Raw genomic sequence first — 23232 nt, 5'->3', positions numbered from 1 at the left:
GAGAGACGAATGTGGCCCGCACCCTGGACGGGGCGGGCCACGGCTCGTGGTGTGCTCGAACGTCAGACGTCGAGGACCGCGCGGAGCATGTGGGCGACGCGCGCTCGGTTGCTCGGCGTGTCCTGCCAGGCGAGCACTCGCCCGAGCGAGTCCACGACGTGGAATCCGGCGTGCGCGACGCAGCGCGCTTCCGAGGCGGAGAACTGCGGCTTCACGGCGCGCAGGAGTCCTGCCCACTCCTCGACGTGGTCGCGCTGGAGCGCGATGAGACGCTCCCGCTCGTCGTCGCCGAGGTTCGTCGACTCGGCGATGTAGACCTGCAGCAGCCGGTGGTGCGCGAGCTGGGCTTCCACGTAGGCGTCGATCAGGCCATCGAGCGCGGCTTCGTGGCTGTCGACGGCGGCGAAGACCTCGCGGGTCACCTGGCCGAGGTACTCGGCGGCACGTGAGCACGCAGCGGCGAGGATGCCGCTCTTGCTCTCGAAGTGCCGGTACACGCCGGAGGCGGTGATACCGACGGCACCGCCGATCTCCTCGATGCTCACGAGGTTGTATCCGCGCGCGAAGAAGAGCTCGATGGACCGGGCGACGATCTGCTCGCGCTTCGCCGTGGAAGGGATTCCGGTCGTTGCGGGAGCGACGTAGGACTCGATCTCGGGCAGCTCTGCCTCGAAGGCGCGCTGGGCAGCCGCACGGAGGTAGTCGGCGGCGGCCGACGAGATGCTGGTGCGGTGCATCGAGACGCTCGCGAGCACGGCGAAGGCCGCACGACTCTGCAAGGCGGCGTCCTCGGTACGCAGGTTCGGGCGCAGTTCCTTGAGCACTGTCGAGAAGCGACCGTAGACCTTGGCGAGGCGCTGGTCGACGGACGCGCGGTCGGCGGGCTCAAGGTAGCGGGACTCCCAGCGGATGATCTCTCCGGTGCCGCGGCGCTTGATGAGGCTGTCCAGCGTCGCGCTGATCAGCGCAGAGGACTGCTCGGCCGGGGGAGCGCCGATGACCGCTGCGCTCTCTGCCGCGTCGTCGGTGGCCGTCTCGACCGCGTCGACGATGCCGAACGCCGTGTGCTTGAAGAGGTCGTACTTGTTCGCGAAGTGACGGTAGAGGGCGGGGGCCGAGATGCCGACCGACGCTGCCACGTCGCTCATGCTCACCTGGTGGTAGCCGCGCAGGGCGAATGCCTGAGTGGCGGCGGACTCGATGCGCTGCTTGCGGTCCTTGGGGCGGACGACTGGGGTATGAGGCCACGTGGGGGGAGTGGTCATGGAGGGAGTGTTGCTCCGTTCGAGGTCTGGTGCTGGTAGTGAACGAGGCATTTCGCGGTCGGGGGTCCGCGCCTCGCCCAAGAAGGATACCTTCCTCCCTGCCAGTCGACCCTGGAACACACCAGATCTTCGGCTCACGGGGGAGGACTCCCCGTGAACGACGAATGCCGCCCTCACGCGGATCGTGTCTGGCCTCGGTGGCGGGAGCCAGAAGCGCCGCCAGCCGCCAGCGCGAGCAGACGGAACTGCCCATTCCGCGTCGGTGAGGCGAGTGCTCTGCTCTCCCACTTCACCAAGGGGGCACACGGGGTTCGCCGCGATCGTCGTCGTTGACAGATCGGAGGCTGCGGGCGAGGTGAAGTCGGCTTCTGGTTTGCAAACCGTGAGGTCATTCGTGGTGAGCGGTCAACGGGATGCACTCGCCGGGACAGACAAAACGAGTGCGACCCGAAGGTCGCACTCGTTGTGCGTGGTCATCCCGTCAGAGGACGGGGACCGCTGAGAGCCTGTATTTAGAGCGGGCGGATGCTCTCGGCCTGGAGACCCTTGGGTCCCTGGGTCACATCGAACTCCACGCGCTGGTTCTCTTCAAGCGTGCGGAAACCCTGGACGTCGATTGCGGAGTGGTGCGCGAAGACGTCGGGCGTTCCGTCGTCCGGAGCGATGAAGCCGTAGCCCTTGTCTGCGTTGAACCACTTCACGATGCCAGTTGCCATGTTTTTCTTCCTTCATTGTTATGCAGCCCGTACTTCGGGCGGGTGATCCGCGAACGGATCTGTGCTTATTAGGCACGGTTTATTTCGCGCAGGAATGCGCTGCCGAATCTCTGACGATTCGGGCTGCTCTTCCACGGCGCCGTAGGAGAGCAAAGATAAGGGGTGGATAAGTTCTTGGGCTCGGTGCTGTCTGGGGGCAGTTCCGATTCGGATGGGGCGCGCGCTCGACCCGTGTTAACTGCGGTGCTACTGGACGGCTTCCCGACGCTCAGCGCGTGAAACCAACGCTATCACGCTCCGCGCCCGCAATCGAAGGTGTTTTCTCGCGGAAAAGTCACGCGGGGTCACGCACTCGATTTCCACCGTTCGGTCAGGCCTGCGCGGCTTCGCTGCGGCCGAGTTTCCAGTATCCGGCGAAGGTCACCTGGGTCTTCGGTACGGCGAGGTCTCTGACCAGGTGTCGGCGGACGCCGGTCGCGAGCTGCGACTCGCCGACGGCGAAGGCGTAGGGCGTCGAGCCGTCGAGTCGGGTGTCTCGTGCTGCCTGCAGCGCCGTCTGGCCAGGGCGAGCCCCGTCCGGGCGTGTCACCCAGTCGAGCGTGAATCCCGAAGGCAGTTCCACGGGCTGCGCGTCCCCTTGAGATGGGATCTCCACGATCGCGTGCCCGCGGGCTGTCCTCGGCAGGTCGCGGAGGATGCCGACGATCGCGGGCATCCCGGTCTCGTCGGCGACCAGCAGCTGCCAGTCGGTGGATGCTGGTGGCGCGAATCCGCAGCCCTGGTCGATGAGCGCGACGGGCGCGCCGATCTGTGCGTCGCGAGCCCACGGGCCGGCGATGCCGGCGTCGCCGTGCACGATCACGTCGATGTCGAGCTGTCGTTGGGCTTGGCGGAACTCGCGCACGGTGTAGTTGCGGATGGCGGGGCGCGTGGACTGCGAGATGAGCAGGTATTTGAGGTAGCCCTTGAAGTCGATGCGGTCGTGCACGCGATCGAAGACGGTCTCGTCCTGCTGGGGGAGCAGCAGGCGGAACCACTGGTCGAAGCCGAGGCCTTGGAAGCGGGCGAGGTCATCGCCCTCCAGCGTCACGCGCACGACGTGCTCGCTCACGCGCTCTCTGGCCGCGAGGCGCGACCTGACGAGACCGCTCGCGGCGTGCGTGGTGGTGATGTTCGACATGGTCGCTCCTTCGTGAGTTAGGTTTACCTTAGTCGCGGGGGTGCAGCTGGGCCAGTGGGTGGATCCGAGAGGTGCGCTGTCCGCGGTGCACACGGTGCCGCGTCTACGCTGGAGCGAGGGTGCGTAGCATTGAGAGCCAGCGAAGGAGTGGATCGCATGACGGGTGACGAGGCAGACGCTCCCGTTCGCGCGCTGCGACCACTCGGCTCCGCCAAGGCGGAACCGCATTCGATCGGGCCAAGAGGGCTCAGTGTCGACCTCACCGGCGGCAGCGTCGGAGTGCTGGTCCGCGTCTCCAGAGAGGGACGCAAGCACGACAATCTCCTGCTGCTCGGGGAGCCGCATGGTGCCACGGCCGAGACGCTCGCCGGGCTCCTCCCGGATGCACACGTCCTGGCGCCGTCCATCGACGATCTGGGCTGGCCGCAGCGTTCGAGAGCGGCGAGAGACACGACCGCGCACGCGGTCGTCGAGCTGATGGACCACTTCTCCGTCGAGCGAGCGGTGCTCGTCGGCACGGAGACGGGCGCGGATCTCGCCGTCGCGGTCGCCGCCGCCCACCCGGAACGTGTCGGAGCCCTGGTTCTCGTCAACGGCGGCCTCGGCGACACCCTGCCCGCCGACGACCAGGGCTCCTCCTCACGCGACGCCCTCGCGGGTCTCCGTGTTCCCGTCGCGTTCCTGTTCGGCGGTGCTGTGGCCGAGACGAACGGCTACACACCCGCGTCGGTCAACGCCACCACGTCGTGGCTGCGCCACGTCGACGCGCAGGAAGTCGCCGAGGGGCAGCACGACCGCTTCGATGAGCAGTCGATCGCCGTCGTCGCCGACATCGTCGAGAGCCAGTTCGCCTCCGTGCGGGCCAGGGCCGCGCATCCGGCGACCGGTTCGCACCGCATCATCGCGCCTGACGACGACGAGCGCTGACTCCAGAGCGGTCCCGTGCCGCCGCGCGTGTGCCTCCGGCGTCGTATGCTGGACAGTTGCACATGCGGGCGCGGCTTGCCCGGAGAAGTATTGGATGGTCTATGAGCGTCGCACCAAGCGTCGATCCCCACACGAACACGAACCCTGGCACCTTCACCGTTCGAGAGGCCCGAGCGGACGAATTCGCCGCCATCGGGGCACTCACGGTTCGATCGTTCGACTCGGGCGGGCACGGCAATGAGCGCTGGCGCGAGTCTCGCCGGGCAGCCGAACTCGACGTCGCCGCCCGCAGCGAAGCCGGGACGGTGCTCGTCGCCGTCACGAACGAACCCGAGCACGGCGCTCCCGAGATCCTTGGAACCTCGACGTTGCTGCGCGCCGGCACCGAACCGGCGCGTCTCGCCCGCGGTGACGAGGCGGAGCTGCGCTTCACCGCCGTCGCCCCCGAAGCTCGCGGCGCGGGGGTCGCAGACGCGCTTGTCCACGCCGCTCTCGACCTCGCCCGGCGGAGCGGTGCCCGCGCGGCGGTGCTCGATGTCGGCGTCTCGAACTCGCAGGCGCGGCGGCTGGCGGAACGAGTCGGCTTCTCGCGGGTCAAGGGGCGCGACACTGACGATGAGACGTTCGGAGCCGAGCTCGCCTACCGCTACGACCTCACGCAGACCGAAGGCGTTCGCCTCCGCCTGGTTCGGCACGACGAGGTCGAGCTGGTCGGGCGCCTCACCGAGCGCGCGTACAGCAACGACTACGTGGTCACGGCGAGCTACGCCGAGGATCTGCGGGACGCCGCGAGCCGAGCCAGTGAAGACGAGGTCTGGGTTGCCGAGGACATCGCGACCGGAACGATCCTCGGATCCGTCTGGACGCCACGACCAGGGCAGCGGATCTCGCAGCTCGCAAGGCAGGGCGAGCTCGACTTCAGGATGCTCGCCGTAGCCCCCGAGGCGCGCGGGCGCGGCATCGGACAGACGCTCGCGGGCCACGTCATCGCCCTCGGGCGTGATCGGGGCGCGTCGCGGGTCGTCATGAACAGCGGCCCGGAGATGCTCGGCGCCCACCGCCTGTACGAGCGGCTCGGCTTCGTGCACCTCACCGACCGGGAGGGGCCCAAGGAGGTCGCCCCCGGCGTCGTCGTACATCTCTACGCGTTCGGCTACGACCTGCAGGCCTCCCCAGCTCTGGAGATCTGACGCTCCTAGACTGCTGAGGCAGGATCTCTCAGCCACAGCCAAGAGGAGCGGACCATGCCGCGGTACGAGCACTTCGATGAAGGCGACGACGCGTGAGCGCCGCAGCTGAGTTCGGGCCCCACGACCTCTCCGGCAGGCGCTACCTCATCACGGGCGCGTCGACGGGGCTCGGCTTCTTCACGGCGAAGAGCCTGGCTGCCCGCGGCGCGAACGTCGTCATCACGGGACGAAGCGCCGCGAGGCTCGAGGCTGCGGCCGCAGCCATGGGACGACCCGAGCTCGTCACGACCCTCGCCTTCGATATCGCGGAGCTCGAGGCGATCCGCGGCGCGGCGTCCACACTCATCGGCGACCCGTCGTCAGCTGGGTCCGGGTTCGACGGTCTTGTCCTCAACGCCGGAGTCGTGCATCCGCCGACCGAGCGGGAAGAGACGAGCGACGGCATCGAGCGGGTCTTCGCCACGAACGCGCTCGGCCACTTCGCCCTCCTGAGCCACCTCTCAGTGGGGGCCGCGCTCCGTGAGGGTGCCGCCCTCGTGTGGCTCGGCAGCATCGCGCCCGCGCTCACGAGGGCACACCTCGAGGATGTGCAGCTGCGCGGCGGCTACACGTCGTGGAACGCCTACGCGCAGTCGAAGCTCGCGACGCAGGTGCTCGCGATCGAGGGGGACCGTCGAGCGCGCGCCGCTGGCGGGCACGTGCGCAGCCTCGTCGCGCATCCCGGCTACTCGACGGGCGGTCTCACCCCGACGATCCCGGGCGTCCACGAACCGTCGCTCGGCAAGCGCGCCCTGGACAGCCTCCTCGCCTTCGCGGCGCAAGGCAAGCACGAGGGTGCCCTCTGCCAGCTCAGGGCCGTCACCGACCCGCAGCTAGCGGGCGGGGAGACGATCGTCCCCGCCCACCTCACGCGGGGAATGCCCGTTATCGGCATCTCGCACTGGCGCAGCTACGACCCCGAGCTGGGGGAGAAGCTCTGGGCCTACTGCGCCTCGTTGGCGGGCGCAGCGCCCGACTTCTCGGCGATCTCAGCGCGAACCTGATCCATGTCGACGTTCTCGAGGGCCTCGATGAGCTTCTCGACCCCCGCGAGCGGCATGGCGCCGGCCTCGCGGTAGAGCAGCACGCCGTCGCGGAACGCCATCAGCGTCGGGATCGACGTGATCTGCAGACCCGCGGACAGCTCCTGGTTGTTCTCCGTGTCGACCTTCGCGAACGTGATGTCCTCGTGGCGCTCCGAAGCGGCGGAGTAGATGGGACCGAACTGGCGGCAGGGGCCGCACCATTCGGCCCAGAAGTCGATGAGCACGATGCCCTCGGAGGCAACCGTGTCCTTGAACGTCTCGGTGGTGATGTCGATGGTTGGCATGCGTCTCCTGTCTCTGGGCGTACGGGGAGCACAACGCGCTCCGCCCGCCGGCTATTCCTCGCGTGGCGCGCAACGGCCCGACAAGGGGCGTAGCATCCACCCTCGTGGAAACAGTCTCCCGCCCCTGGCCCGCCCTCTGGGCCCTCGTCATCGGCTTCTTCATGATCCTGGTCGACTCGACGATCGTCTCCATCGCGAACCCGGCCATCCTCAGGGATCTCCAGACCGACATCACCGCCGTCATCTGGGTGACCAGCGCGTACCTGCTCAGCTACGCCGTGCCGCTGCTCATCACCGGTCGCCTCGGCGACCGCTTCGGCCCGAAGCGCATCTACCTCATCGGCCTCGTCGTCTTCACCCTCGCATCACTCTGGTGCGGCTTCTCGGGTGACATCGGGATGCTCATCGCGGCGCGTGCCGTGCAGGGCCTCGGCGCCGCTCTCATGACCCCGCAGACCATGTCGGTCATCACTCGGATCTTCGCGCCGGACAAGCGAGGTGCCGCCATGGGGCTCTGGGGTGCGGTCGCCGGAGTCGCCACCCTCGTCGGCCCTATCCTCGGAGGGTTCCTCGTCGACGGCCTCGGCTGGGAGTGGATCTTCTTCGTCAACGTGCCCGTCGGAGTCGTCGCGTTCATCCTGGCCTGGCGTCTCGTGCCCGATCTCGAGACCAAGGCGCACTCGTTCGACTGGCTGGGCGTGGTGCTTAGCGCTGTGGGTCTCTTCCTGCTCGTGTTCGGCATCCAGGAAGGCGAGACGTTCGATTGGGGGCAGATCGTCGGACCCATCTCCGTGTGGGGACTCATCGTCTCCGGAGTGGTCGTACTCGTCGGCTTCGTCGTCTGGCAGCGCTTCAATCGCAAGGAGCCGCTCCTGCCGCTCGGGCTCTTCTGCGACAGGAACTTCACGGTCGCGAACCTCGGCATCTCGGTGCTGGGCCTCGCGATCGTCTCCATGCCGCTCCCGATCGCGTTCTACTTCCAGACGGCGCGCGCACTCGAGCCGACGCAGGCGGCGCTCATGCTGGTTCCCATGGCCGTCGTGTCCGGGGTCATGGCGCCGTTCGTGGGCCGCCTCACCGACCGCACCGAGCCCCGCTGGATCGCGTTCGCGGGATTCCTCATCGTGGCTGCCGCGCTCGGGTGGATGTCGCTGCTCATGACGGCCGACACGCCGCTCTGGCAGCTGCTCATCCCACCCGCCTTCCTCGGCCTCGGGATGTCCGGCCTCTGGGCACCGCTCGCGACGAGCGCTACGCGGAACCTTCCTCCCGCACTCGCTGGAGCGGGATCCGGCGTCTACAACATGACCCGCCAGGTCGGCTCGGTGCTCGGGTCGGCCGCGATCGCCGCCCTCATCAGCTCGCGCCTCGCGGCCGAGCTGCCTGGCATGCCGGCGGATGCCGCAGAGCAGAGCAGCGGCGCGCTGCCGCCCGCGGTCGCCGAGGGGTTCTCCGCGGCCCTGGGGCAGTCGCTGCTGCTGCCGATCGCCGCCTTCCTCGCGGGAGCGGTCGTCGTGCTGTTCTTCGAGAAGCCAAGGGCAGCGGCACCCGGCAGCTCCGCCGAGCCTGCGCAGACCCACGAGCAGGCCTAGCTCGTGACGAAGCCGGCCGCCGCGAGTGCGGCGACCGGCTTCGTCGAGGTGCTGGGGAGTTCGCCAGCTACGGGGTGAACGGTCCGAAGACCTGTGTCCACTCGTAGACGTCGGTCTGGCGGATGACGCCGACTGCGGCGAAGGGGTCGGCGGGGAGGAGCTCCCGCAGGGACGCCTCGTCGTCGCTCTCCCAGAGGAGCAGCGCGCCCGAGTGCGGAGCGGCCCAAGGGCCAGAGGCCTTCAGGATGCCCGCGTCCTTCTGCTCGCCGAGCCAGGCCCGGTGCGCGGGGCGGTGCTCGTCGCGGGTGTCGGCTGAATCGTCTGCGTAGTGGTAGATCGTGGCGAAGAGAGGCACGGAGGCTCCTAGTTCCGGTCGGGGCTGGTCGGGTCGGTCGGCTCGTCGCTCGGCCGCTGGAAGCTGACTTCCTCCCACTCGGTCACCGTCGGCGCCTCGAACTCATCGTCGCTCGCCGCGGCTTCCGCAGTCGCGATGAGGCGAGTGTCGTCGTCGTCGGCCGAGAGCAGGGGCGCCGCCGTCTCGTGGGCGTCGATGCTGGCCTCGGTGTCGAAGGCGGAATCGGCAACGGTCTCGGCGAGCAGCGCGTCCTCGGTCCGCGTCGCCTCGTCGGCGTCGCCGAAGTCGTCACCGCTCTGCTCCAGGATGACGGGGGCGCTGCCAGGACGGAGCTCGCTTCCATCCTCGACGAGGCTCGTTTCCGTGCCGTTCTCGGGCATGCGCCCCGGAACCTCGTAGTGCACGTACAGCGCGTCCTCCTCGGCAGGGCTGAGGTTCTGGTCGACCTCCGTGCTGGGAGCGCTCGTCACGAGCGACTTCGAGTAGGGCACGAGGATGCGCTTCTCGTCCAGTTCCGCGACATCGAGCGGGATGAAGAACTCCTTGGTGCCGAACAGGCCCGTCTTCACCGTGACCCAGTTGGGGTCGCGCGTCTGGTCGTCGAGGTACACCTGGCCGACACGGCCGATTCGCTCGTCGCCCGGGCCGAAGACGGTCGCCTGGAAGATGCGGGTGAGCTTCGCCTCGTGGGCCTTGAGCTGGGCGGCTGCGCTGCTCTCGCCGCTCACGTGGCCGGTGCCGGCTGCGAGTGAGTCCGAGGCTTCGTCGGTGTCCTGGGGCGGCTCGATGGGGTCGTCTGCGAGGTCCCCGATCGTGTCGCCCGGAGCCAGGTCCTCGTCGGGGACACCCGCGGCCTCGATGCGCGTGGTGTCATCGTCGCGCGGCTCGAAATCGGGATCGAACTTGGTGTTCGTGTCGTCGGCAGCCATGCTGTGCTCCTCGGTCAACGTGGATGTGGCGGGCCATCCGTGCCCACGTGCGCACGAACGACCTGCACAAGACTAGCGATTGCAGCGGTGCGCTGGCCGAATCGGCGCTAGGAAGCGGGCTCGGCGGGCGCGCGGCCTGTGCCTTCCGGTGTCGCTGGCGCAGGCTGTGCAGCGCTGACAGCCTCTGCCCGGCGGGCCGCTCGGGCTGCCGAAGACCGCATGCTGAGACGCACGATGAGCCAGGCCGCGGCGCCGAGCACCGCGAGGAGCGCGAGACCTGGGAGCGCGAAGCCCAGCGCGGTCCAGAACGACGCGAACCCGCGCAGCAGCGCCGCCATGCCGTCCTGCAGGCCCGCGAGGAAGCCAGCTGGTTCCTCCTCGGGGGACGGGGCATCGCTCGAGATGGAGATCGAGACGGTCGAGTACGCGATGCTCTCCTCGAGCACCTCGAGCTGCGCGCGCAGGCTCTGCAGCTCGCTCGTGCGCTCGGTCAGCGTCGTCTCGATCGCGAGGAGGTCGTCGACCTCCGTGGCCGAGGAGAGCATCCCTCGCAGCGAGGTCACTGACGCTTCGAGTGTCGAGACGCGTGAGGACATGTCCGTCTTCTGCAGTGTGACGTCGACGGCGGAGGTCTCGACGGAGACCACCTCTCCGACCTCGCGCAGCTCGGTGATGAACGCGTCGTAGTCTGCTGCCGGCACCCGCGCGGTCAGCTGCGCTGAGATGGAGTCGCCCCCCGTCTCCGATCGGGCGTCGATGCGCCCGTCGCGTGCTTCCACGAGGGCCTCCACCTGCGTGCGGGCTCCGGGCACGTCGCCCGTCTGGATCCCCACGTAGCCCGTCGTGACCACGTCCCGATTCTCCTGCGTGGCGCCAGCGGCCGCCTCCGGGGCACCCGCGGAGTCCTGCGCGACGCCCTGCGGCGCCGATTCGGACTGCGACTCGGTCGAGGACATGCCGCTCGCGCATCCGGAGAGGAGGAGCGCACTGAGGGCGAGGGCGGTCGCGGCGCCGAGCCGCCGGAATGTGGTGCGCATAGCAGTCATGCAAGCACCTGGCGGGGCTCGGCGTGCTCCGAGTTCCCCCAGAGATCCACTGCGGGCGCGCGGTCAGAAGAACAGGTCTGGGTCCTTGCCGGTGCGTTCGCCGGACTCGAGGGCGGCGATGACGGCGAGGTCTTCGGCGTCGAGCGCGAAGTCGAAGACCTCGAGGTTCGAGGCGAGTCGGTCGCGGTGCACCGACTTCGGGATGACGACGTTGCCGAGGTCCAGCTGCCAGCGCAGCACGACCTGGGCGACCGTCTTGCCATGCTTGTCGGCCAGGGCGAGGAGCGCCGGCTCGTCGAGCAGCGTGCCCCGTGCGAGCGGCGACCATGCCTCCGTGAGGATGCCGTGCGCTCGGTTGTACGCGCGGGTCTCGACCTGCGGCAGGCGAGGATGCAGCTCGATCTGGTTGACGGCCGGCACGGTCTCGGTCTCTGCCGCGAGGCGGTCGAGGTGGTGTCCTTTGAAGTTCGAGACGCCGATGGATCGGGCACGCCCCTCGCCATGGAGCCGCTCGAGCGCTCGCCAGGTCTCGACGTACCTGCCCTGCGCCGGGGCAGGCCAGTGGATGAGGTAGAGGTCGACGTAGTCGAGGCCGAGCTTCTCGAGGCTCTCGTCGAAGGAGGTGAGCGTCTCCTCGAAGCCGTGTCGGTCGTGCCAGACCTTCGTCGCCACGAAGAGCTCCTCGCGGGGAGCCCCGCTCTCGCGGATGCCGCGGCCGACGCCCGCCTCGTTGTCGTAGAACGCCGCCGTGTCGAGGTGTCGGTAGCCCAGGTCGATGGCATCCACCACGACCCTGGTCGCCTCGAGGTCGGGGACCTTGTAGACGCCGAGACCAAGTTGGGGGATCTGGATGCCGTCGTTCATGGTCAAGCTGGGGGTGAGCGGCGAGGTCATCTGGGCCTTTCGGTCGGCGTTCTGAGCACCGGGAGCGGCATCAGGAAGGGGCGTTCAGGACGTTCATGGGCTCGGTGTCGGGTCGCGGCGCGATGTCGGCACCACGCAGGTCCGGGATATGCCCGCGCCAGAGGAGGGCGACGACTGCGCCCGCGAGGGCGAACGCGGCGCTCACCAGGAAGCCGCCGAGGGAACCAGCCAGGTCGTTCGCGATGCCGGCGAGCGCGGACCCAGCCGCGGCGCCGATGAGCTGCCCCGTCGCCATCCAGCCGTACGACTCGGCGCTCTCGCTGAAGCGGACGCTCGAGGAGACCGCGGAGAAGCTGCCGGAGAAGACGGGCGCGATGCCGAGGCCGCTCACGAAGAATGCGGCGCCGAGCCAGACCGGGTTCGTCGAGATCAGCGCGAGGCCGATGCCGAGGAACACGATCCCCATGCGGCGCGCGAGGGAGAGGGGCGCAAGCGGCAGGTGCCCGAAGGCGAGGCCGCCGACGAGAGAGCCCACGGCGAAGACGGCGAGCAGGATGCCGGTCTCCGCGCGCTCGTGGCCGAACTCCGCCACGACGGCGGCCTCGATGGCGGCGCAGGCGCCGACGAGGAGGGCGCCCGTCACGGACATGAGGACGACGACCGGGTTGCGCAGCACCGCCCCCGCTCTGCGTCGTGACTTCGGGATGCGCACCTTGCCCACCTCGGGGGCTGCCACGAACCAGAGGCCGCCGACGAGGGTGATGCCGGCACCGACGAGGATGCCGGCTGCTGGCGAGATCGCGAACGCGACGGCGGTCGTGGCGACGGGCCCGATCACCCAGATGACCTCCTGGAGGGAGGCGTCGAGCGAGAAGAGGCGCGACAGCTGTGATGCGGTGACGACCTTGGGGTAGATCGTCCGGACGGCGGGGGAGACGGGAGGGATGCTGAGCCCAGCCAGCACCGCGAGGATCGCCGCCTGCCAGAGCACCGGTGGCCAGAGCGCGAGCGCCGTGAGCGAGAGCGAGCACGCGATCATCGTGAAGATCAGCACGGGCCTCATGCCCCAGACGGTCATGAGGCGCCCGGCGACCGGGCCCGAGACCGCCTGGCCGATGCTCAGGGCGGCGAGGACCACGCCGGCGGAGGTGAAGTTGTCGTAGGTGTCCTCGACGTGCATGAGGATCGCGAGCGAGAGCATGCCGGCGGGGAACCTGGCGACGAGCTGCGAGAGCAGGAGTCGTGTCAGGCCTGGGGTTCTGAGTACAGTCGCGTAGTTCGTCACAGCGCCGACAATCGTACGCCTCGGACGGGGAATGTCGGTGGTTGGGGACAGACTGTGCACAACCGCCGGAAAACGGTGGAGAAACGCCGGAAACTGGGGCATTTTCTGTGGAGGACTTGTGGAGAACTACACGGTTGTAACACCCTATCTAGTGGTGGTAGCCTCATCGAGCACAAGATGTAGTGGCCGCGGGAAACTGCGACACAACGGGGGTTCATCCACCTGGCACCGCGTGAGACTGCTCCGGCAGGGCCGCGAGAGACCGGGCGAGACGCTTTCAACACACTGCACGAATAGCACTCCCCAAGCACTTAGGAACCAGGAGAAAACCATGGCAATCGCCGTCTACAGCAAGCCGTCATGCGTGCAGTGCACCGCCACCTACCGTGCCCTCGACAAGCAGGGCATCGAGTACGAGATCTTCGACGTCTCCGCAGACGAGAAGGCACTGCAGACCGTCAAGGAGCTCGGCTACATGCAGGCTCCCGTCGTCATCGCGGGCGACGACCACTGGTCGGGCTTCCGCCCCGACAAGATCAGCCAGCTGGCTGCTCTCGCAACGGCCTAGCCGTCGCACCGGGCGACGCTCACTGCGCTGATCGTCGTTCACCGCTCTGAGCGCTCGCATCTCGAAACGCGACTCATGACGCGCATCAAGGTATGACGCGGATGAAGAAGGGACTGCACCCATGACCGGGCTCATCTACTTCTCGAGCGTCTCCGAGAACACGCGCCGCTTCGTCGAGAAGCTCGACCGGCCAGCGAGCCGCATCCCGCTCTTCCCGAGCGAACCCCAGCTTGTCGCGGACGAGCCCTACGTGCTCATCCTCCCCACCTACGGCGGGGGAGATGGGCGCGGGGCCGTCCCCAAGCAGGTCATCAGATTCCTCAACGAGCCACGCAACCGCGAGCTCCTCCGCGGCGTCATCGCCGGCGGAAACACGAACTTCGGCAAAGGCTACGGCCTCGCCGCCGACATCATCTCCTCGAAGTGCGGCGTACCAACGCTGTATCGCTTCGAACTCTTCGGCACGCCAGACGACGTCGCCGCAGTCAACTCTGGATTGGACAGGTTTTGGCAGCAACAACCGCTCTCGACGACGCAAGTGTCATCACGATGAACGCACCAACCGTGGCGAACACGCTCGACTACCACTCGCTCAACGCGATGCTCAACCTGTACGACGAGAACGGCCAGATCCAGTTCGACAAGGATCGCGAAGCCGCTCACCAGTACTTCATCCAGCACGTCAACCAGAACACGGTGTTCTTCCACGACCTGGAGGAGCGCCTCGAGTACCTCGTCGAGAACGAGTACTACGAGCCCGAGACCCTGGCGATGTACGCGCACTCCTTCATCGAGGGGCTCCGCAACCGCCTCTACGCGAAGAAGTTCCGCTTCCCGACCTTCCTCGGCGCCTTCAAGTTCTACACCTCGTACGCGCTCAAGACGTTCGACGGCAAGCGCTACCTCGAGCGCTTCGAGGACCGCGTGCTCATGGTCGCGCTCGGCCTGGCGCAGGGCGACGAGACCCTCGCAACCTCGCTCGCCGACGAGATGATCGCCGGGCGCTTCCAGCCCGCGACCCCGACGTTCCTCAACACGGGCAAGAAGCAGCGAGGCGAGCTCGTCTCCTGCTTCCTCCTCCGCATCGAGGACAACATGGAGTCGATCGGCCGCTCCATCAACTCCGCCCTGCAGCTCTCGAAGCGCGGAGGCGGCGTCGCCTTCAACCTGTCGAACATCCGCGAGTCGGGTGCGCCGATCAAGCAGATCCAGAACCAGTCCTCGGGAATCATCCCGATCATGAAGCTGCTGGAAGACTCCTTCTCCTACGCGAACCAGCTCGGCGCGCGTCAGGGTGCTGGAGCCGTGTACCTCAACGTGCACCACCCCGACATCATGCGGTTCCTCGACACCAAGCGCGAGAACGCCGACGAGAAGATCCGCATCAAGACGCTGTCGCTCGGCGTCGTCGTCCCGGACATCACGTTCGACCTCGCCAAGCGCGGCGAAGACATGTACCTCTTCTCCCCGTACGACGTCGAGCGCGTCTACGGCAAGCCGTTCGGCGACATCTCCGTCACGGAGAAGTACTACGAGATGGTCGACGACGCACGCATCCAGAAGACGAAGATCAGCGCACGCCAGCTGTTCCAGACCCTTGCCGAGATCCAGTTCGAGTCCGGATACCCGTACATCATGTACGAGGACACGGTGAACCGTGCGAACCCCATTGAGGGCCGCATCAACATGTCGAACCTGTGCTCGGAGATCCTCCAGGTCAACTCGCCGACGACGTACACCGACGACCTCGGCTACGAGACCATCGGCAACGACATCTCCTGCAACCTCGGGTCGATGAACATCGCCGCCGCCATGGACTCGCGCAACCTCGCGACGGCCGTCGAGACCGCGATCCGCGGCCTCACCGCCGTCAGCGACATGAGCCACATCGCGTCGGTACCCTCCATCGCGAAGGGCAACGACGAGTCGCACGCCATCGGCCTCGGCCAGATGAACCTGCACGGCTTCCTCGGCCGCGAGCGCATCTTCTACGGTTCAGAAGAGGCTCTCGACTTCACGAACATCTACTTCTACACGGTCGTGTTCCACGCGATCCGCGCCTCGAACCTCATCGCGACCGAGCGTGGCAAGTCCTTCGCGGGCTTCGAGCGCTCCACCTACGCGACGGGCGAGTTCTTCGACAAGTACGTCGACGTCGAGTGGGCTCCCAAGACGGAGCGCGTCCGCGAGCTCTTCGAGGGCATGCACATCCCGACGCAGGCCGACTGGGCCGAGCTGCGCGAGCTCGTGCAGAAGCACGGCATGTACAACCGCAACCTGCAGGCGGTTCCGCCGACCGGTTCGATCAGCTACATCAACCACTCGACGTCGTCGATCCACCCGATCGCGTCCAAGATCGAGATCCGCAAGGAAGGCAAGCTCGGCCGCGTCTACTACCCGGCGCCCTACCTCTCGAACGACAACCTCGAGTACTTCGAGGACGCCTACGAGATCGGCTACGAGAAGATCATCGACACCTACGCCGAGGCGACGCAGCACGTCGACCAGGGCCTGTCGCTGACGCTCTTCTTCAAGGACACGGCGACGACCCGCGACATCAACCGCGCGCAGATCTACGCGTGGAAGAAGGGCATCAAGACGATCTACTACATTCGTCTTCGCCAGCTCGCGCTCGAGGGCACCGAGGTCGACGGCTGCGTCAGCTGCATGCTGTAGGCCCCTCCCTGATTTCGAGTCAGCCCTGCTTTCGAGTGAGGCCTGCCTCCGGGTGAGCTGCCCGACCATTCCCGCACGAACGCGACAGAAAAGAACTCCACGCACATGAACCCGCAGGCCGAGACGAGCCACCTTCTCGAGAAGGTCCAGGCGATCAACTGGAACCGCATCCCAGACGAGAAAGATGTCGAGGTCTGGAACCGACTCGTCAACAACTTCTGGCTCCCCGAGAAGGTGCCGCTGTCGAACGACGTGCAGTCGTGGAACACGCTCACGCCTGCAGAGCAGACGCTCACCATGCGCGTCTTCACGGGGCTCACCCTGCTCGACACGATCCAGGGAACCGTGGGCGCGGTCAGCCTCATCCCCGACTCGCTGACGCCGCACGAGGAGGCCGTCTACACGAACATCGCGTTCATGGAGTCGGTGCACGCCAAGAGCTACTCGTCGATCTTCTCGACCCTCTCGAGCACGCCGCAGATCGACGACGCGTTCCGCTGGTCGACGGAGAACGAGAACCTGCAGCGCAAGGCGCAGATCGTCATGAACTACTACCACGGCAACGACCCGCTCAAGCGGAAGATCGCGTCGACGCTGCTGGAGTCGTTCCTGTTCTACTCGGGCTTCTACCTGCCCATGTACTGGTCGAGCCACGCCAAGCTCACCAACACGGCCGACCTCATCCGCCTCATCATCCGCGACGAGGCAGTGCACGGCTACTACATCGGCTACAAGTACCAGAAGGGCCTCGAGCTGGTCGACGAGGCCAAGCGCCAGGAGCTCAAGGACTACACGTTCGAGCTGCTCTTCGAGCTCTACGAGAACGAAGTGCAGTACACGCACGACCTGTACGACGAAGTCGGCCTCGCCGAGGACGTCAAGAAATTCCTGCACTACAACGCCAACAAGGCGCTCATGAACCTCGGGTACGAGCCCATGTTCCCCTCGAGCGTCACCGACGTGAACCCGGCGATCCTGTCGGCGCTCTCGCCGAACGCCGACGAGAACCACGACTTCTTCTCCGGGTCGGGCTCCTCCTACGTCATCGGCAAGGCCGTCAACACGGAAGACGAGGACTGGGACTTCTAAGCCCAGCTCTCTCCACCACGCGCCACCCTCGAGGCGGTGCCGACCAGGACTCCTGGTGGGCACCGCCTCGAGGCGTCTCCGGCGCCCCCGCCGAGCAGCGCTCCGCGCCCGGCGGGCAAACCGCTGCCCGCAAGGTCGGGAGCGGACTTCTGGTCGCTTCCGCTGCGTTGTGACGACCACAACACAGCCCTCGACCTTGGCAGCCCTGGACGGTGCGGAGTCAGGGGCATTCTCGTCCTGGTGTGGAGGAGCCAATTCCTGCCGCGATCCAAGCGCCGAGCGCTACGCTCAGCCTGCGGCACTCCGCCGCGCGGGCTGCGCAACGATGCGCCGAAGACGATCGAGGAGACCCCATGGGACACGACAAGAACGAAGAGCTGCGCGAAGAGCACGAGCACCAGGAAGAGCACCGCCAGGAACGTCGCGACGAGAAGTTCGAGACCGGCGACGGCGCCGTCGACGACGAAGGATCGCAGGACCGCCGACGCCAGGACGGCATCAGCGACCTCGCCTGACCGCTGAGCCCGGCACGCCACGAGTCGCGTGCCGGGCACCCGGCGGGACGAGCGATGGGCGAACGCCTCCCAACACCGCAGGAGAAGCCATGATCGACAGCGACGTCGACACCACGTCCGATGACGGACGAGACGAGACCCCCAACGAACGCTCGGACCGCAACTGGAGCGAGCTCATGCAGGAGTTCCGCGTGCTGCAGACCGGCACACAGATCATGGCCGGTTTCCTGCTGACGCTGCCGTTCCAGCAGCGCTTCACGGAGCTCGGTCCGTTCGATCACGTGCTCTACCTGTGCCTCGTCATCTTCGCCGTCCTCGTCACGCTCCTCGCGCTCGCGCCCGTCATGCTGCATCGCATCCTGTTCGGCGAAGGGGCGAAAGCGCAGCTCGTCCACGCAGCCAGCGCCATCCTCATCCTCTGCCTCATCGCAGCGTCACTGCTCTTCGTCGGGATCGTGCTCTTCGTGTTCGACTTCGTCGTCTCGCCGACCGCCGGAATCTGGGCAGGCGGAGCCGTGGCCGTGCTCGTGGTGCTCCTCTGGACGGTCGGCCCCAGGCTCCTCAGGAACGCGCGCGACCGAGCGGCTCACGCCTCGCCGACGCCGAACGCATCGAAGACCTGAGCCGGCACCTCGGGGGTCCGGGCGTCGTACACGTAGCTCTCGACGACGGCAGCCGCATCCGCTTTCGCGCCTGCGCCTGCAGACACGGTCAGCACGCTGAACACGCTCAGCCCCGGCTCCGAGACGTAGGGGAGTGGCTCGCTGGCCGCTCCGAGCCGAGGGGCACGCGTCGGCACGATCGGGTCGAGGCCGCCCGCGTCACCCTGCGCCACTGCATCGTGCGCGTTCCACCGGAACGACGGGCGCGTTCGACGGCGGCCGCTGCTCTGATCGAACGCCCCGTGTGTGCTCCCAGCGTGCGACGTCTCGAGGTACTGCACGCCCGCCGCTGAGGCGAACCTCGACCACAGGTGCGAGTGCCCGCCGATGACGAGGTCGACGCGCGCCGCTTCGAAGAGCGGTGCGATGTCGCGCAGCAGGATGCTCTCGGCCGACGGATAGTCGTAGCGCACGCCGGTCAGCTCGCCGAGCCCGTCGCGCTCCTCGAGGCGAACGGGATGCGCGAAGTGCGGCATCGCGTTCACGCCGATGCTGTGCGGGCTCTCGTGCATGACGACCACGCGCAGCCTCGCCTCCGTGAAGGCGGAGCTCGCGAGCTCGCGGCGCAGCCACTCGTACTGCGGGCTCCCGGCCTGCAGGTCGTCGACGATGTGCGACCCGTAGCGCTGAGCCAGCGGATCCTTGAGCGCGTGCGCGGCCTCCTGGTAGCGGCTCGACACGAGGCGAGCGGCGGGGTCGTCGTCGGCCCGGTCGGAGCGCCACACCCGCGTCGCGCTCAGGGCGACGATGCGCACCCCGCCGAAGGTGACCGCGTAGAAGCGGGAGCCGGACGGCGAGGGGAACAGGGTCTCGTAGTTCGAGAGGCTCAGACCGTCGTCGGACACGCGCACGGGCAACGCGCCCTCGAAGGACTCAGAGAGCGTCCGCCCAGGCTCTCGCCTGCCCTGGACCTCGTGGTTGCCGACCACCGAGAAGATCGGCGTGCTCGGCAGGATGTCTCGCATGGACGGGAAGAACGCGGAGCCGCGAGCGTCGTCGAACCACTCCGAGGCGCGGTCGGGGACATTCACGAAGTCGCCCGCGTACAGCACGGCGTCGAAGGGGCCAGCGGCTTCGCTCGCATGCCGCATGGCCACCGGGACGGGAGCGCCGAGCTGGTGGTCGCTCGTCAGCAGCAGACGCAGGAGCGGGGCGTCCGCGGGCGGAGCTGCGGAGAGGCGTGCGACCCGGGAAGCGGCGGCACCGCTCACGACGCGATACGCGTAGTCGACTCCGGGCTCCAGCCCCGAGGCTCGAGCCGACTGGCGCCACACCTCACGAGCGACCGTCGTCTCCGTCTCGAGTGCCTTCCGGAGATCCTCGAGGCCGGCGGGGAGGAAGCTCTCGCGGTCCTCCGCCATCGCGGGCAGTCGAACGCCAGCGGACCGCATCACCAGAGCGCCCGGCAGCGAGCTCACGAGCGCAGGGTCCTCTAGCTCCTCGACCGACAGCTCCGCGAGACGCTCGCCGAGCCCGATCGGGACGACGATGAGGCGGGAGCCGCGAGCCTCCCCGTCCGTCACCCAGGCGACCTCCACGCCCGAAGCGTCGGGCAGCACCAGATACGGCTCGCAGAGCAAGCTGACGTCGTTCCCGTCCCGCATCGTTCCGCCCTTCGCCGACCCCGGCCGCGGATCCGGCCCAGTCAAGCGTAATCACGAGGGCGTCTCCCGCCGCGCCCTCGAGGCCCAAGACGCCATCGCGAAAACATCACAAGGCGAACACGATCTGCGGATCGTGTCATACAGCAGACTCCCAGCCAGGTAGCGTTGCGCTCACAATTCGGTTGCTGCGATCTGCGGCTGCTGACAGACCGGCAGAAGCGGGGGCTGCGCCGGGTACCGCCAGGTTCCAACGCTCCTCCAGAAACTGCCCTGGCCGAGGAGCACGATGCGAACTTCGCTCACCTCACTCCTGCAACGAGTCGCAGACTCACGAAACCAAGTCCTATCCGTCATCGCGGTCGCACTGCTGCTGCTGTTGACCGGTGGAGCCATCGCGGGAACCGCGCAAGCGGCCACGATCGGCAAGAGCGCGGTCGAGGGACAGACCTACACGATCGCCACCGACACCACGTGGGCGCCGTTCGAGTTCGAGATCGACGGCGAGCTCCGCGGGATCGACATGGACCTGATCAACGCCATCGCGGAAGATCAGGGCTTCAACGTCGAGATCAAGTCGCTCGGCTTCGACGGCGCGCTGCAGGCAGTGCAGACCAACGCCGTCGACGGCATGATCGCCGGAATGTCGATCACCGACGAGCGGAAGGGCACGTTCGACTTCTCGAACCCCTACTTCGACTCCGGCATCCAGATGGCCGTCGCCAAGAGCAACAACGACGTCACCAGCTACGAAGACCTCGAGGGCAAGACCGTCGCCGCGAAGAACGGCACAGAGGGCTTCACCTTCGCCGAGACGCTCGGCAAGGAGATCGGCTTCACCGTCACGGGCTTCCAGGACGCGTCCGACGCGTTCAACGACGTCACGAGCGGCAACTCGGTCGCGGTCTTCGACGACTTCCCGATCCTCCAGTACGGCATCGAGACCGGCGAGATCAACCTCAAGACGGTCACCGAGCCCGAGCGCGCCTCCTCCTATGGCTTCGCCGTCAACAAGGGCCAGAACGCGGAGCTCCGCGAGGCCTTCAACGACGGACTCAAGAACGTCGTCGAGAACGGCACCTACCAGGGCATCCTCGACGAGTACCTCGGAGACGGCGCACCGGATGCGACCAAGATCTCCGGCGGCGTCGTCACCCTCGGCAACGAGGTCATCGAGGACGACGGCCCCGGAACGCTGCCCAAGAACCCGCTCTTCGCCGTCGACACCCCCAAGGACAAGGGCTCGTACGTCATCGCGACGGACAACACCTACGCGCCCTTCGAGTTCGAGCAGAACGGCGAACTCCTCGGCATCGACATGGACCTCATCCGTGCCATCGCCGCGAACCAGGGCTTCGAGATCGACATCAAGCCGCTGGGCTTCGACGCCGCTCTCCAGGCCGTGCAGTCGGGCCAGGCGGACGGCATCATCGCCGGCATGACCATCACCGACGAGCGCAAGCAGGTCTTCGACTTCTCGGAGCCCTACTTCACCTCGGGCGTGCAGATGGCCGTCAAGGACGGCGACACCAGCATCACCGGCTACGAGGACCTCGCCGGCAAGAACGTGGCCGTCAAGACCGGCACGGTCGGCGCAACCACCGCCGAGGAGCTGTCCTCCGAATACGGCTTCACGATCCGCACGTTCTCCGACACCGCCGACATGATCGCGGAGGTGCAGACGGGCAACTCCGTCGCGCTCTTCGAGGACTTCCCGGTGCTGCAGTACGGCATCCAGCAGGGCAACGGCCTCATGACCGTGACCGACCCCATCGAGGGCGGCGAGTACGGCTTCGCGGTCCTCAAGGGCCAGAACCCCGAGCTCCTCGAGCTCTTCGACGCTGGCCTCGCCAACGCCGAGGACACGGGCGTGCTCGCGACGATCAGCGACCGCTACCTCGGCAGCGAGGAGGAGTCGGGCCAGCTCGGCTTCTTCGAGCTCGTCGTCGCCGCCTTCCCGTCGCTCATGGTCGGCCTCGGCTACACGCTGCTCGCCACCGCCCTCTCGCTCGTCTTCGCGATGATCCTGGGCCTCGCGTTCGGCTTCCTGAAGATCTCGAAGAACGTGCTGCTTCGCGGCATCGCCTCCACGTACGTGAACATCTTCCGAGGCACCCCGGTGCTGGTGCAGGCGTTCTTCTTCTACTTCGGCGTGCCAGCCGTGACGGGCATCTCGCTCGACGCGCTCACCGCCGGTGTGATCACGCTGAGCCTCAACGCCGGCGCGTACATCACGGAGACGGTGCGCTCCGGCATCCAGTCGGTCGACCCCGGCCAGATGGAAGCCGCGCGCTCGCTCGGCCTGACCCGCGGCAAGTCGATGCGCCGGGTCGTGCTGCCGCAGGCGTTCAAGATCATGACGCCGTCGCTCATCAACCAGTTCATCATCACGCTGAAGGACACCTCGCTGCTGTCCGTCCTCGGCTTCGCTGAGCTCACCTACCAGGGCCGTATCGTCATCGCCTCGACCTTCCGGTCGTTCGAGATCTGGCTCGTCGTCGGCGTGCTCTACTTCATCGTCATCTACCTGCTGACGGTCCTCTCCAACTACGTCGACAAGAGGTTCAACAAATGAGTGACGTGAACAACTCAGCGTCGGATGCATCAGCCGTGGAGCAGACGCCATTCACCGGTCGCTTCGACGCGGTCAACTCCGGCCAGCCGCGCGTGCGGGTCGTCGAGATGCACAAGTCCTTCGGACCCGTGGAGGTGCTCAAGGGCATCGATCTCGAGATCGCGAACGGCGAGGTCATCGCGATCATCGGCCCGTCCGGCTCCGGGAAGTCGACGCTGCTCCGCTGCCTGAACCGCCTCGAAGAGGTCACGAAGGGGCACGTCTTCGTCGACGACGACGACATCACCGCCCCGAAGACGAACCTCGACAAGGTTCGGCAGCGCATCGGCATGGTGTTCCAGCACTTCAACCTCTTCCCGCACATGACGGTGCTCGAGAACGTGACGCTGGCGCCCCGCGAGATCAAGGGCGTCACGAAGGATGCGGCCAACAAGCGCGGCGAGGAGCTGCTGCGCCGAGTGGGCCTCGACCACCTCATGGACCGCCGCCCCTCGCAGCTGTCCGGCGGCCAGAAGCAGCGCGTTGCGATCGCCCGCGCGCTCGCCATGGACCCGGAGATCATGCTCTTCGACGAGGCGACGAGCGCCCTCGACCCGGAGATGGTCGGCGAAGTGCTCCAGGTCATCCGCGACCTCGCCAAGTCGGGCATGACGATGGCCCTCGTCACCCACGAGATGGGCTTCGCGCGCGAAGTCGCCGACCGTGTCGTGTTCATGGCCGACGGCAAGATCGTCGAGACGGGCACTCCCGACGAGCTCTTCGGGAACCCGAAGGAGCCGCGCACGCAGGACTTCCTCGGCAAGGTCCTCTAGCTGTACATCTCACAGC

The 23232-nt window shown here is 67.3% G+C and carries 22 protein-coding genes; 12 read left to right on the top strand and 10 right to left on the bottom strand.

Features of this window, described 5'->3' with window-relative positions; translation table 11 throughout:
• Positions 1-62 precede the first annotated feature (62 nt).
• The 3 genes from C5E07_RS09670 to C5E07_RS09660 form a co-directional block, all read right to left on the bottom strand.
• Positions 63-1265: a TetR/AcrR family transcriptional regulator gene (locus C5E07_RS09670; protein WP_181057907.1), complete on the bottom strand. Its 1203-nt coding sequence runs from the start codon at positions 1263-1265 to the stop codon at positions 63-65.
• A gap of 512 nt (positions 1266-1777) precedes the next feature.
• Positions 1778-1981, bottom strand: coding sequence for a cold-shock protein (locus C5E07_RS09665; RefSeq protein ID WP_068478769.1), 204 nt, complete (start codon positions 1979-1981; stop codon positions 1778-1780).
• Positions 1982-2351: 370 nt separating this feature from the next.
• Entirely contained in the window at positions 2352-3161 is an 810-nt protein-coding gene (locus C5E07_RS09660; protein WP_104299291.1) for a siderophore-interacting protein, read from the bottom strand.
• A gap of 156 nt (positions 3162-3317) precedes the next feature.
• On the opposite strand from C5E07_RS09660, the gene C5E07_RS19480 reads away from it, so the two are divergent.
• From C5E07_RS19480 to C5E07_RS09645, 3 genes are all read left to right on the top strand, one after another.
• On the top strand, positions 3318-4088 hold the full coding sequence (locus tag C5E07_RS19480) for an alpha/beta fold hydrolase (RefSeq protein ID WP_104299290.1): 771 nt from the start codon (positions 3318-3320) through the stop codon (positions 4086-4088).
• Positions 4089-4189: 101 nt separating this feature from the next.
• Positions 4190-5278, top strand: coding sequence for a GNAT family N-acetyltransferase (locus tag C5E07_RS09650; protein WP_181057905.1), 1089 nt, complete (start codon positions 4190-4192; stop codon positions 5276-5278).
• A gap of 92 nt (positions 5279-5370) precedes the next feature.
• Positions 5371-6321: an SDR family NAD(P)-dependent oxidoreductase gene (locus C5E07_RS09645; RefSeq protein ID WP_104299288.1), complete on the top strand. Its 951-nt coding sequence runs from the start codon at positions 5371-5373 to the stop codon at positions 6319-6321.
• Here the strand turns inward: C5E07_RS09645 and trxA are convergent.
• Positions 6261-6647: a thioredoxin gene (gene trxA, locus C5E07_RS09640; RefSeq protein WP_104241786.1), complete on the bottom strand. Its 387-nt coding sequence runs from the start codon at positions 6645-6647 to the stop codon at positions 6261-6263. The genes C5E07_RS09645 and trxA overlap by 61 nt on opposite strands.
• 104 nt (positions 6648-6751) lie before the next feature.
• Between trxA and C5E07_RS09635 the strand changes: the two genes are divergently transcribed.
• Positions 6752-8239: an MFS transporter gene (locus C5E07_RS09635; RefSeq protein ID WP_104299287.1), complete on the top strand. Its 1488-nt coding sequence runs from the start codon at positions 6752-6754 to the stop codon at positions 8237-8239.
• A gap of 67 nt (positions 8240-8306) precedes the next feature.
• On the opposite strand, the gene C5E07_RS09630 is transcribed toward C5E07_RS09635, so the two are convergent.
• The 5 genes from C5E07_RS09630 to C5E07_RS09610 form a co-directional block, all read right to left on the bottom strand.
• Positions 8307-8594: a YciI family protein gene (locus tag C5E07_RS09630; protein ID WP_104299286.1), complete on the bottom strand. Its 288-nt coding sequence runs from the start codon at positions 8592-8594 to the stop codon at positions 8307-8309.
• An 8-nt stretch (positions 8595-8602) separates the two neighbouring features.
• Positions 8603-9523 (bottom strand): PRC-barrel domain-containing protein, encoded by a 921-nt coding sequence (locus C5E07_RS09625; protein ID WP_104299285.1) that lies wholly within the window; start codon positions 9521-9523, stop codon positions 8603-8605.
• Between the two features lie 107 nt (positions 9524-9630).
• Positions 9631-10560: a DUF4349 domain-containing protein gene (locus C5E07_RS09620; protein WP_181057903.1), complete on the bottom strand. Its 930-nt coding sequence runs from the start codon at positions 10558-10560 to the stop codon at positions 9631-9633.
• A 72-nt stretch (positions 10561-10632) separates the two neighbouring features.
• Positions 10633-11463 carry an aldo/keto reductase gene (locus C5E07_RS09615; protein WP_104299283.1) on the bottom strand — a complete coding sequence of 277 codons (831 nt, stop codon included), beginning with the start codon at positions 11461-11463 and terminating at the stop codon, positions 10633-10635.
• A gap of 40 nt (positions 11464-11503) precedes the next feature.
• Positions 11504-12718, bottom strand: coding sequence for an MFS transporter (locus C5E07_RS09610; RefSeq protein WP_104299282.1), 1215 nt, complete (start codon positions 12716-12718; stop codon positions 11504-11506).
• 331 nt (positions 12719-13049) lie between these two features.
• Between C5E07_RS09610 and nrdH the strand changes: the two genes are divergently transcribed.
• From nrdH to C5E07_RS09585, 6 genes are all read left to right on the top strand, one after another.
• Positions 13050-13286 carry a glutaredoxin-like protein NrdH gene (gene nrdH / locus C5E07_RS09605; RefSeq protein ID WP_068478736.1) on the top strand — a complete coding sequence of 79 codons (237 nt, stop codon included), beginning with the start codon at positions 13050-13052 and terminating at the stop codon, positions 13284-13286.
• A gap of 121 nt (positions 13287-13407) precedes the next feature.
• Positions 13408-13839: a class Ib ribonucleoside-diphosphate reductase assembly flavoprotein NrdI gene (nrdI, locus tag C5E07_RS09600; RefSeq protein ID WP_104241771.1), complete on the top strand. Its 432-nt coding sequence runs from the start codon at positions 13408-13410 to the stop codon at positions 13837-13839.
• Positions 13836-15962 carry a class 1b ribonucleoside-diphosphate reductase subunit alpha gene (nrdE, locus tag C5E07_RS09595; RefSeq protein WP_104299281.1) on the top strand — a complete coding sequence of 709 codons (2127 nt, stop codon included), beginning with the start codon at positions 13836-13838 and terminating at the stop codon, positions 15960-15962. Before nrdI ends, nrdE begins: the two co-directional genes overlap by 4 nt.
• A gap of 105 nt (positions 15963-16067) precedes the next feature.
• Positions 16068-17051, top strand: a complete 984-nt coding sequence (gene nrdF / locus C5E07_RS09590; protein WP_104241767.1) for a class 1b ribonucleoside-diphosphate reductase subunit beta — start codon at positions 16068-16070, stop codon at positions 17049-17051.
• Between the two features lie 353 nt (positions 17052-17404).
• Positions 17405-17566 (top strand): hypothetical protein, encoded by a 162-nt coding sequence (locus C5E07_RS19475; protein WP_160073323.1) that lies wholly within the window; start codon positions 17405-17407, stop codon positions 17564-17566.
• 89 nt (positions 17567-17655) lie between these two features.
• Entirely contained in the window at positions 17656-18189 is a 534-nt protein-coding gene (locus C5E07_RS09585) for a DUF6328 family protein (RefSeq protein WP_104299280.1), read from the top strand.
• Here C5E07_RS09585 and C5E07_RS09580 read toward each other — a convergent pair.
• Positions 18153-19832 carry a metallophosphoesterase gene (locus C5E07_RS09580; RefSeq protein WP_104299279.1) on the bottom strand — a complete coding sequence of 560 codons (1680 nt, stop codon included), beginning with the start codon at positions 19830-19832 and terminating at the stop codon, positions 18153-18155. The two genes, C5E07_RS09585 and C5E07_RS09580, sit on opposite strands and share 37 nt — an antisense overlap.
• 286 nt (positions 19833-20118) lie before the next feature.
• On the opposite strand from C5E07_RS09580, the gene C5E07_RS09575 reads away from it, so the two are divergent.
• Both C5E07_RS09575 and C5E07_RS09570 read left to right on the top strand, forming a co-directional pair.
• Positions 20119-22404 carry an amino acid ABC transporter substrate-binding protein/permease gene (locus tag C5E07_RS09575; RefSeq protein WP_104299278.1) on the top strand — a complete coding sequence of 762 codons (2286 nt, stop codon included), beginning with the start codon at positions 20119-20121 and terminating at the stop codon, positions 22402-22404.
• Positions 22405-22511: 107 nt separating this feature from the next.
• Complete coding sequence (locus C5E07_RS09570) at positions 22512-23216, top strand: amino acid ABC transporter ATP-binding protein (RefSeq protein ID WP_181057946.1); 705 nt, start codon at positions 22512-22514, stop codon at positions 23214-23216.
• Positions 23217-23232: the final 16 nt, after the last annotated feature.

Source organism: Pseudoclavibacter sp. RFBJ3, assembly GCF_002931375.1.
Taxonomy (GTDB): Bacteria; Actinomycetota; Actinomycetes; order Actinomycetales; family Microbacteriaceae; genus Pseudoclavibacter.
Note: the sequence above shows the minus strand (reverse complement) of the source record. Positions and strands in the feature narration are given on the sequence as shown.

Coding starts and splice junctions, on each gene's coding strand:
- nrdH (WP_068478736.1), top strand. CDS start 13,050: ATGGCAATCGCCGTCTACAGCAAGCCGTCATGCGTGCAGTGCACCGCC.
- C5E07_RS09580 (WP_104299279.1), bottom strand. CDS start 19,832: ATGCGGGACGGGAACGACGTCAGCTTGCTCTGCGAGCCGTATCTGGTG.
- C5E07_RS09570 (WP_181057946.1), top strand. CDS start 22,512: ATGCACAAGTCCTTCGGACCCGTGGAGGTGCTCAAGGGCATCGATCTC.
- C5E07_RS19480 (WP_104299290.1), top strand. CDS start 3,318: ATGACGGGTGACGAGGCAGACGCTCCCGTTCGCGCGCTGCGACCACTC.
- C5E07_RS09620 (WP_181057903.1), bottom strand. CDS start 10,560: ATGCGCACCACATTCCGGCGGCTCGGCGCCGCGACCGCCCTCGCCCTC.
- C5E07_RS09650 (WP_181057905.1), top strand. CDS start 4,190: ATGAGCGTCGCACCAAGCGTCGATCCCCACACGAACACGAACCCTGGC.
- nrdE (WP_104299281.1), top strand. CDS start 13,836: ATGAACGCACCAACCGTGGCGAACACGCTCGACTACCACTCGCTCAAC.
- trxA (WP_104241786.1), bottom strand. CDS start 6,647: ATGCCAACCATCGACATCACCACCGAGACGTTCAAGGACACGGTTGCC.
- C5E07_RS09665 (WP_068478769.1), bottom strand. CDS start 1,981: ATGGCAACTGGCATCGTGAAGTGGTTCAACGCAGACAAGGGCTACGGC.
- C5E07_RS09660 (WP_104299291.1), bottom strand. CDS start 3,161: ATGTCGAACATCACCACCACGCACGCCGCGAGCGGTCTCGTCAGGTCG.
- C5E07_RS09670 (WP_181057907.1), bottom strand. CDS start 1,265: ATGACCACTCCCCCCACGTGGCCTCATACCCCAGTCGTCCGCCCCAAG.
- C5E07_RS09585 (WP_104299280.1), top strand. CDS start 17,656: ATGATCGACAGCGACGTCGACACCACGTCCGATGACGGACGAGACGAG.
- C5E07_RS09615 (WP_104299283.1), bottom strand. CDS start 11,463: ATGACCTCGCCGCTCACCCCCAGCTTGACCATGAACGACGGCATCCAG.
- C5E07_RS09575 (WP_104299278.1), top strand. CDS start 20,119: ATGCGAACTTCGCTCACCTCACTCCTGCAACGAGTCGCAGACTCACGA.
- C5E07_RS09625 (WP_104299285.1), bottom strand. CDS start 9,523: ATGGCTGCCGACGACACGAACACCAAGTTCGATCCCGATTTCGAGCCG.
- nrdF (WP_104241767.1), top strand. CDS start 16,068: ATGAACCCGCAGGCCGAGACGAGCCACCTTCTCGAGAAGGTCCAGGCG.
- nrdI (WP_104241771.1), top strand. CDS start 13,408: ATGACCGGGCTCATCTACTTCTCGAGCGTCTCCGAGAACACGCGCCGC.
- C5E07_RS19475 (WP_160073323.1), top strand. CDS start 17,405: ATGGGACACGACAAGAACGAAGAGCTGCGCGAAGAGCACGAGCACCAG.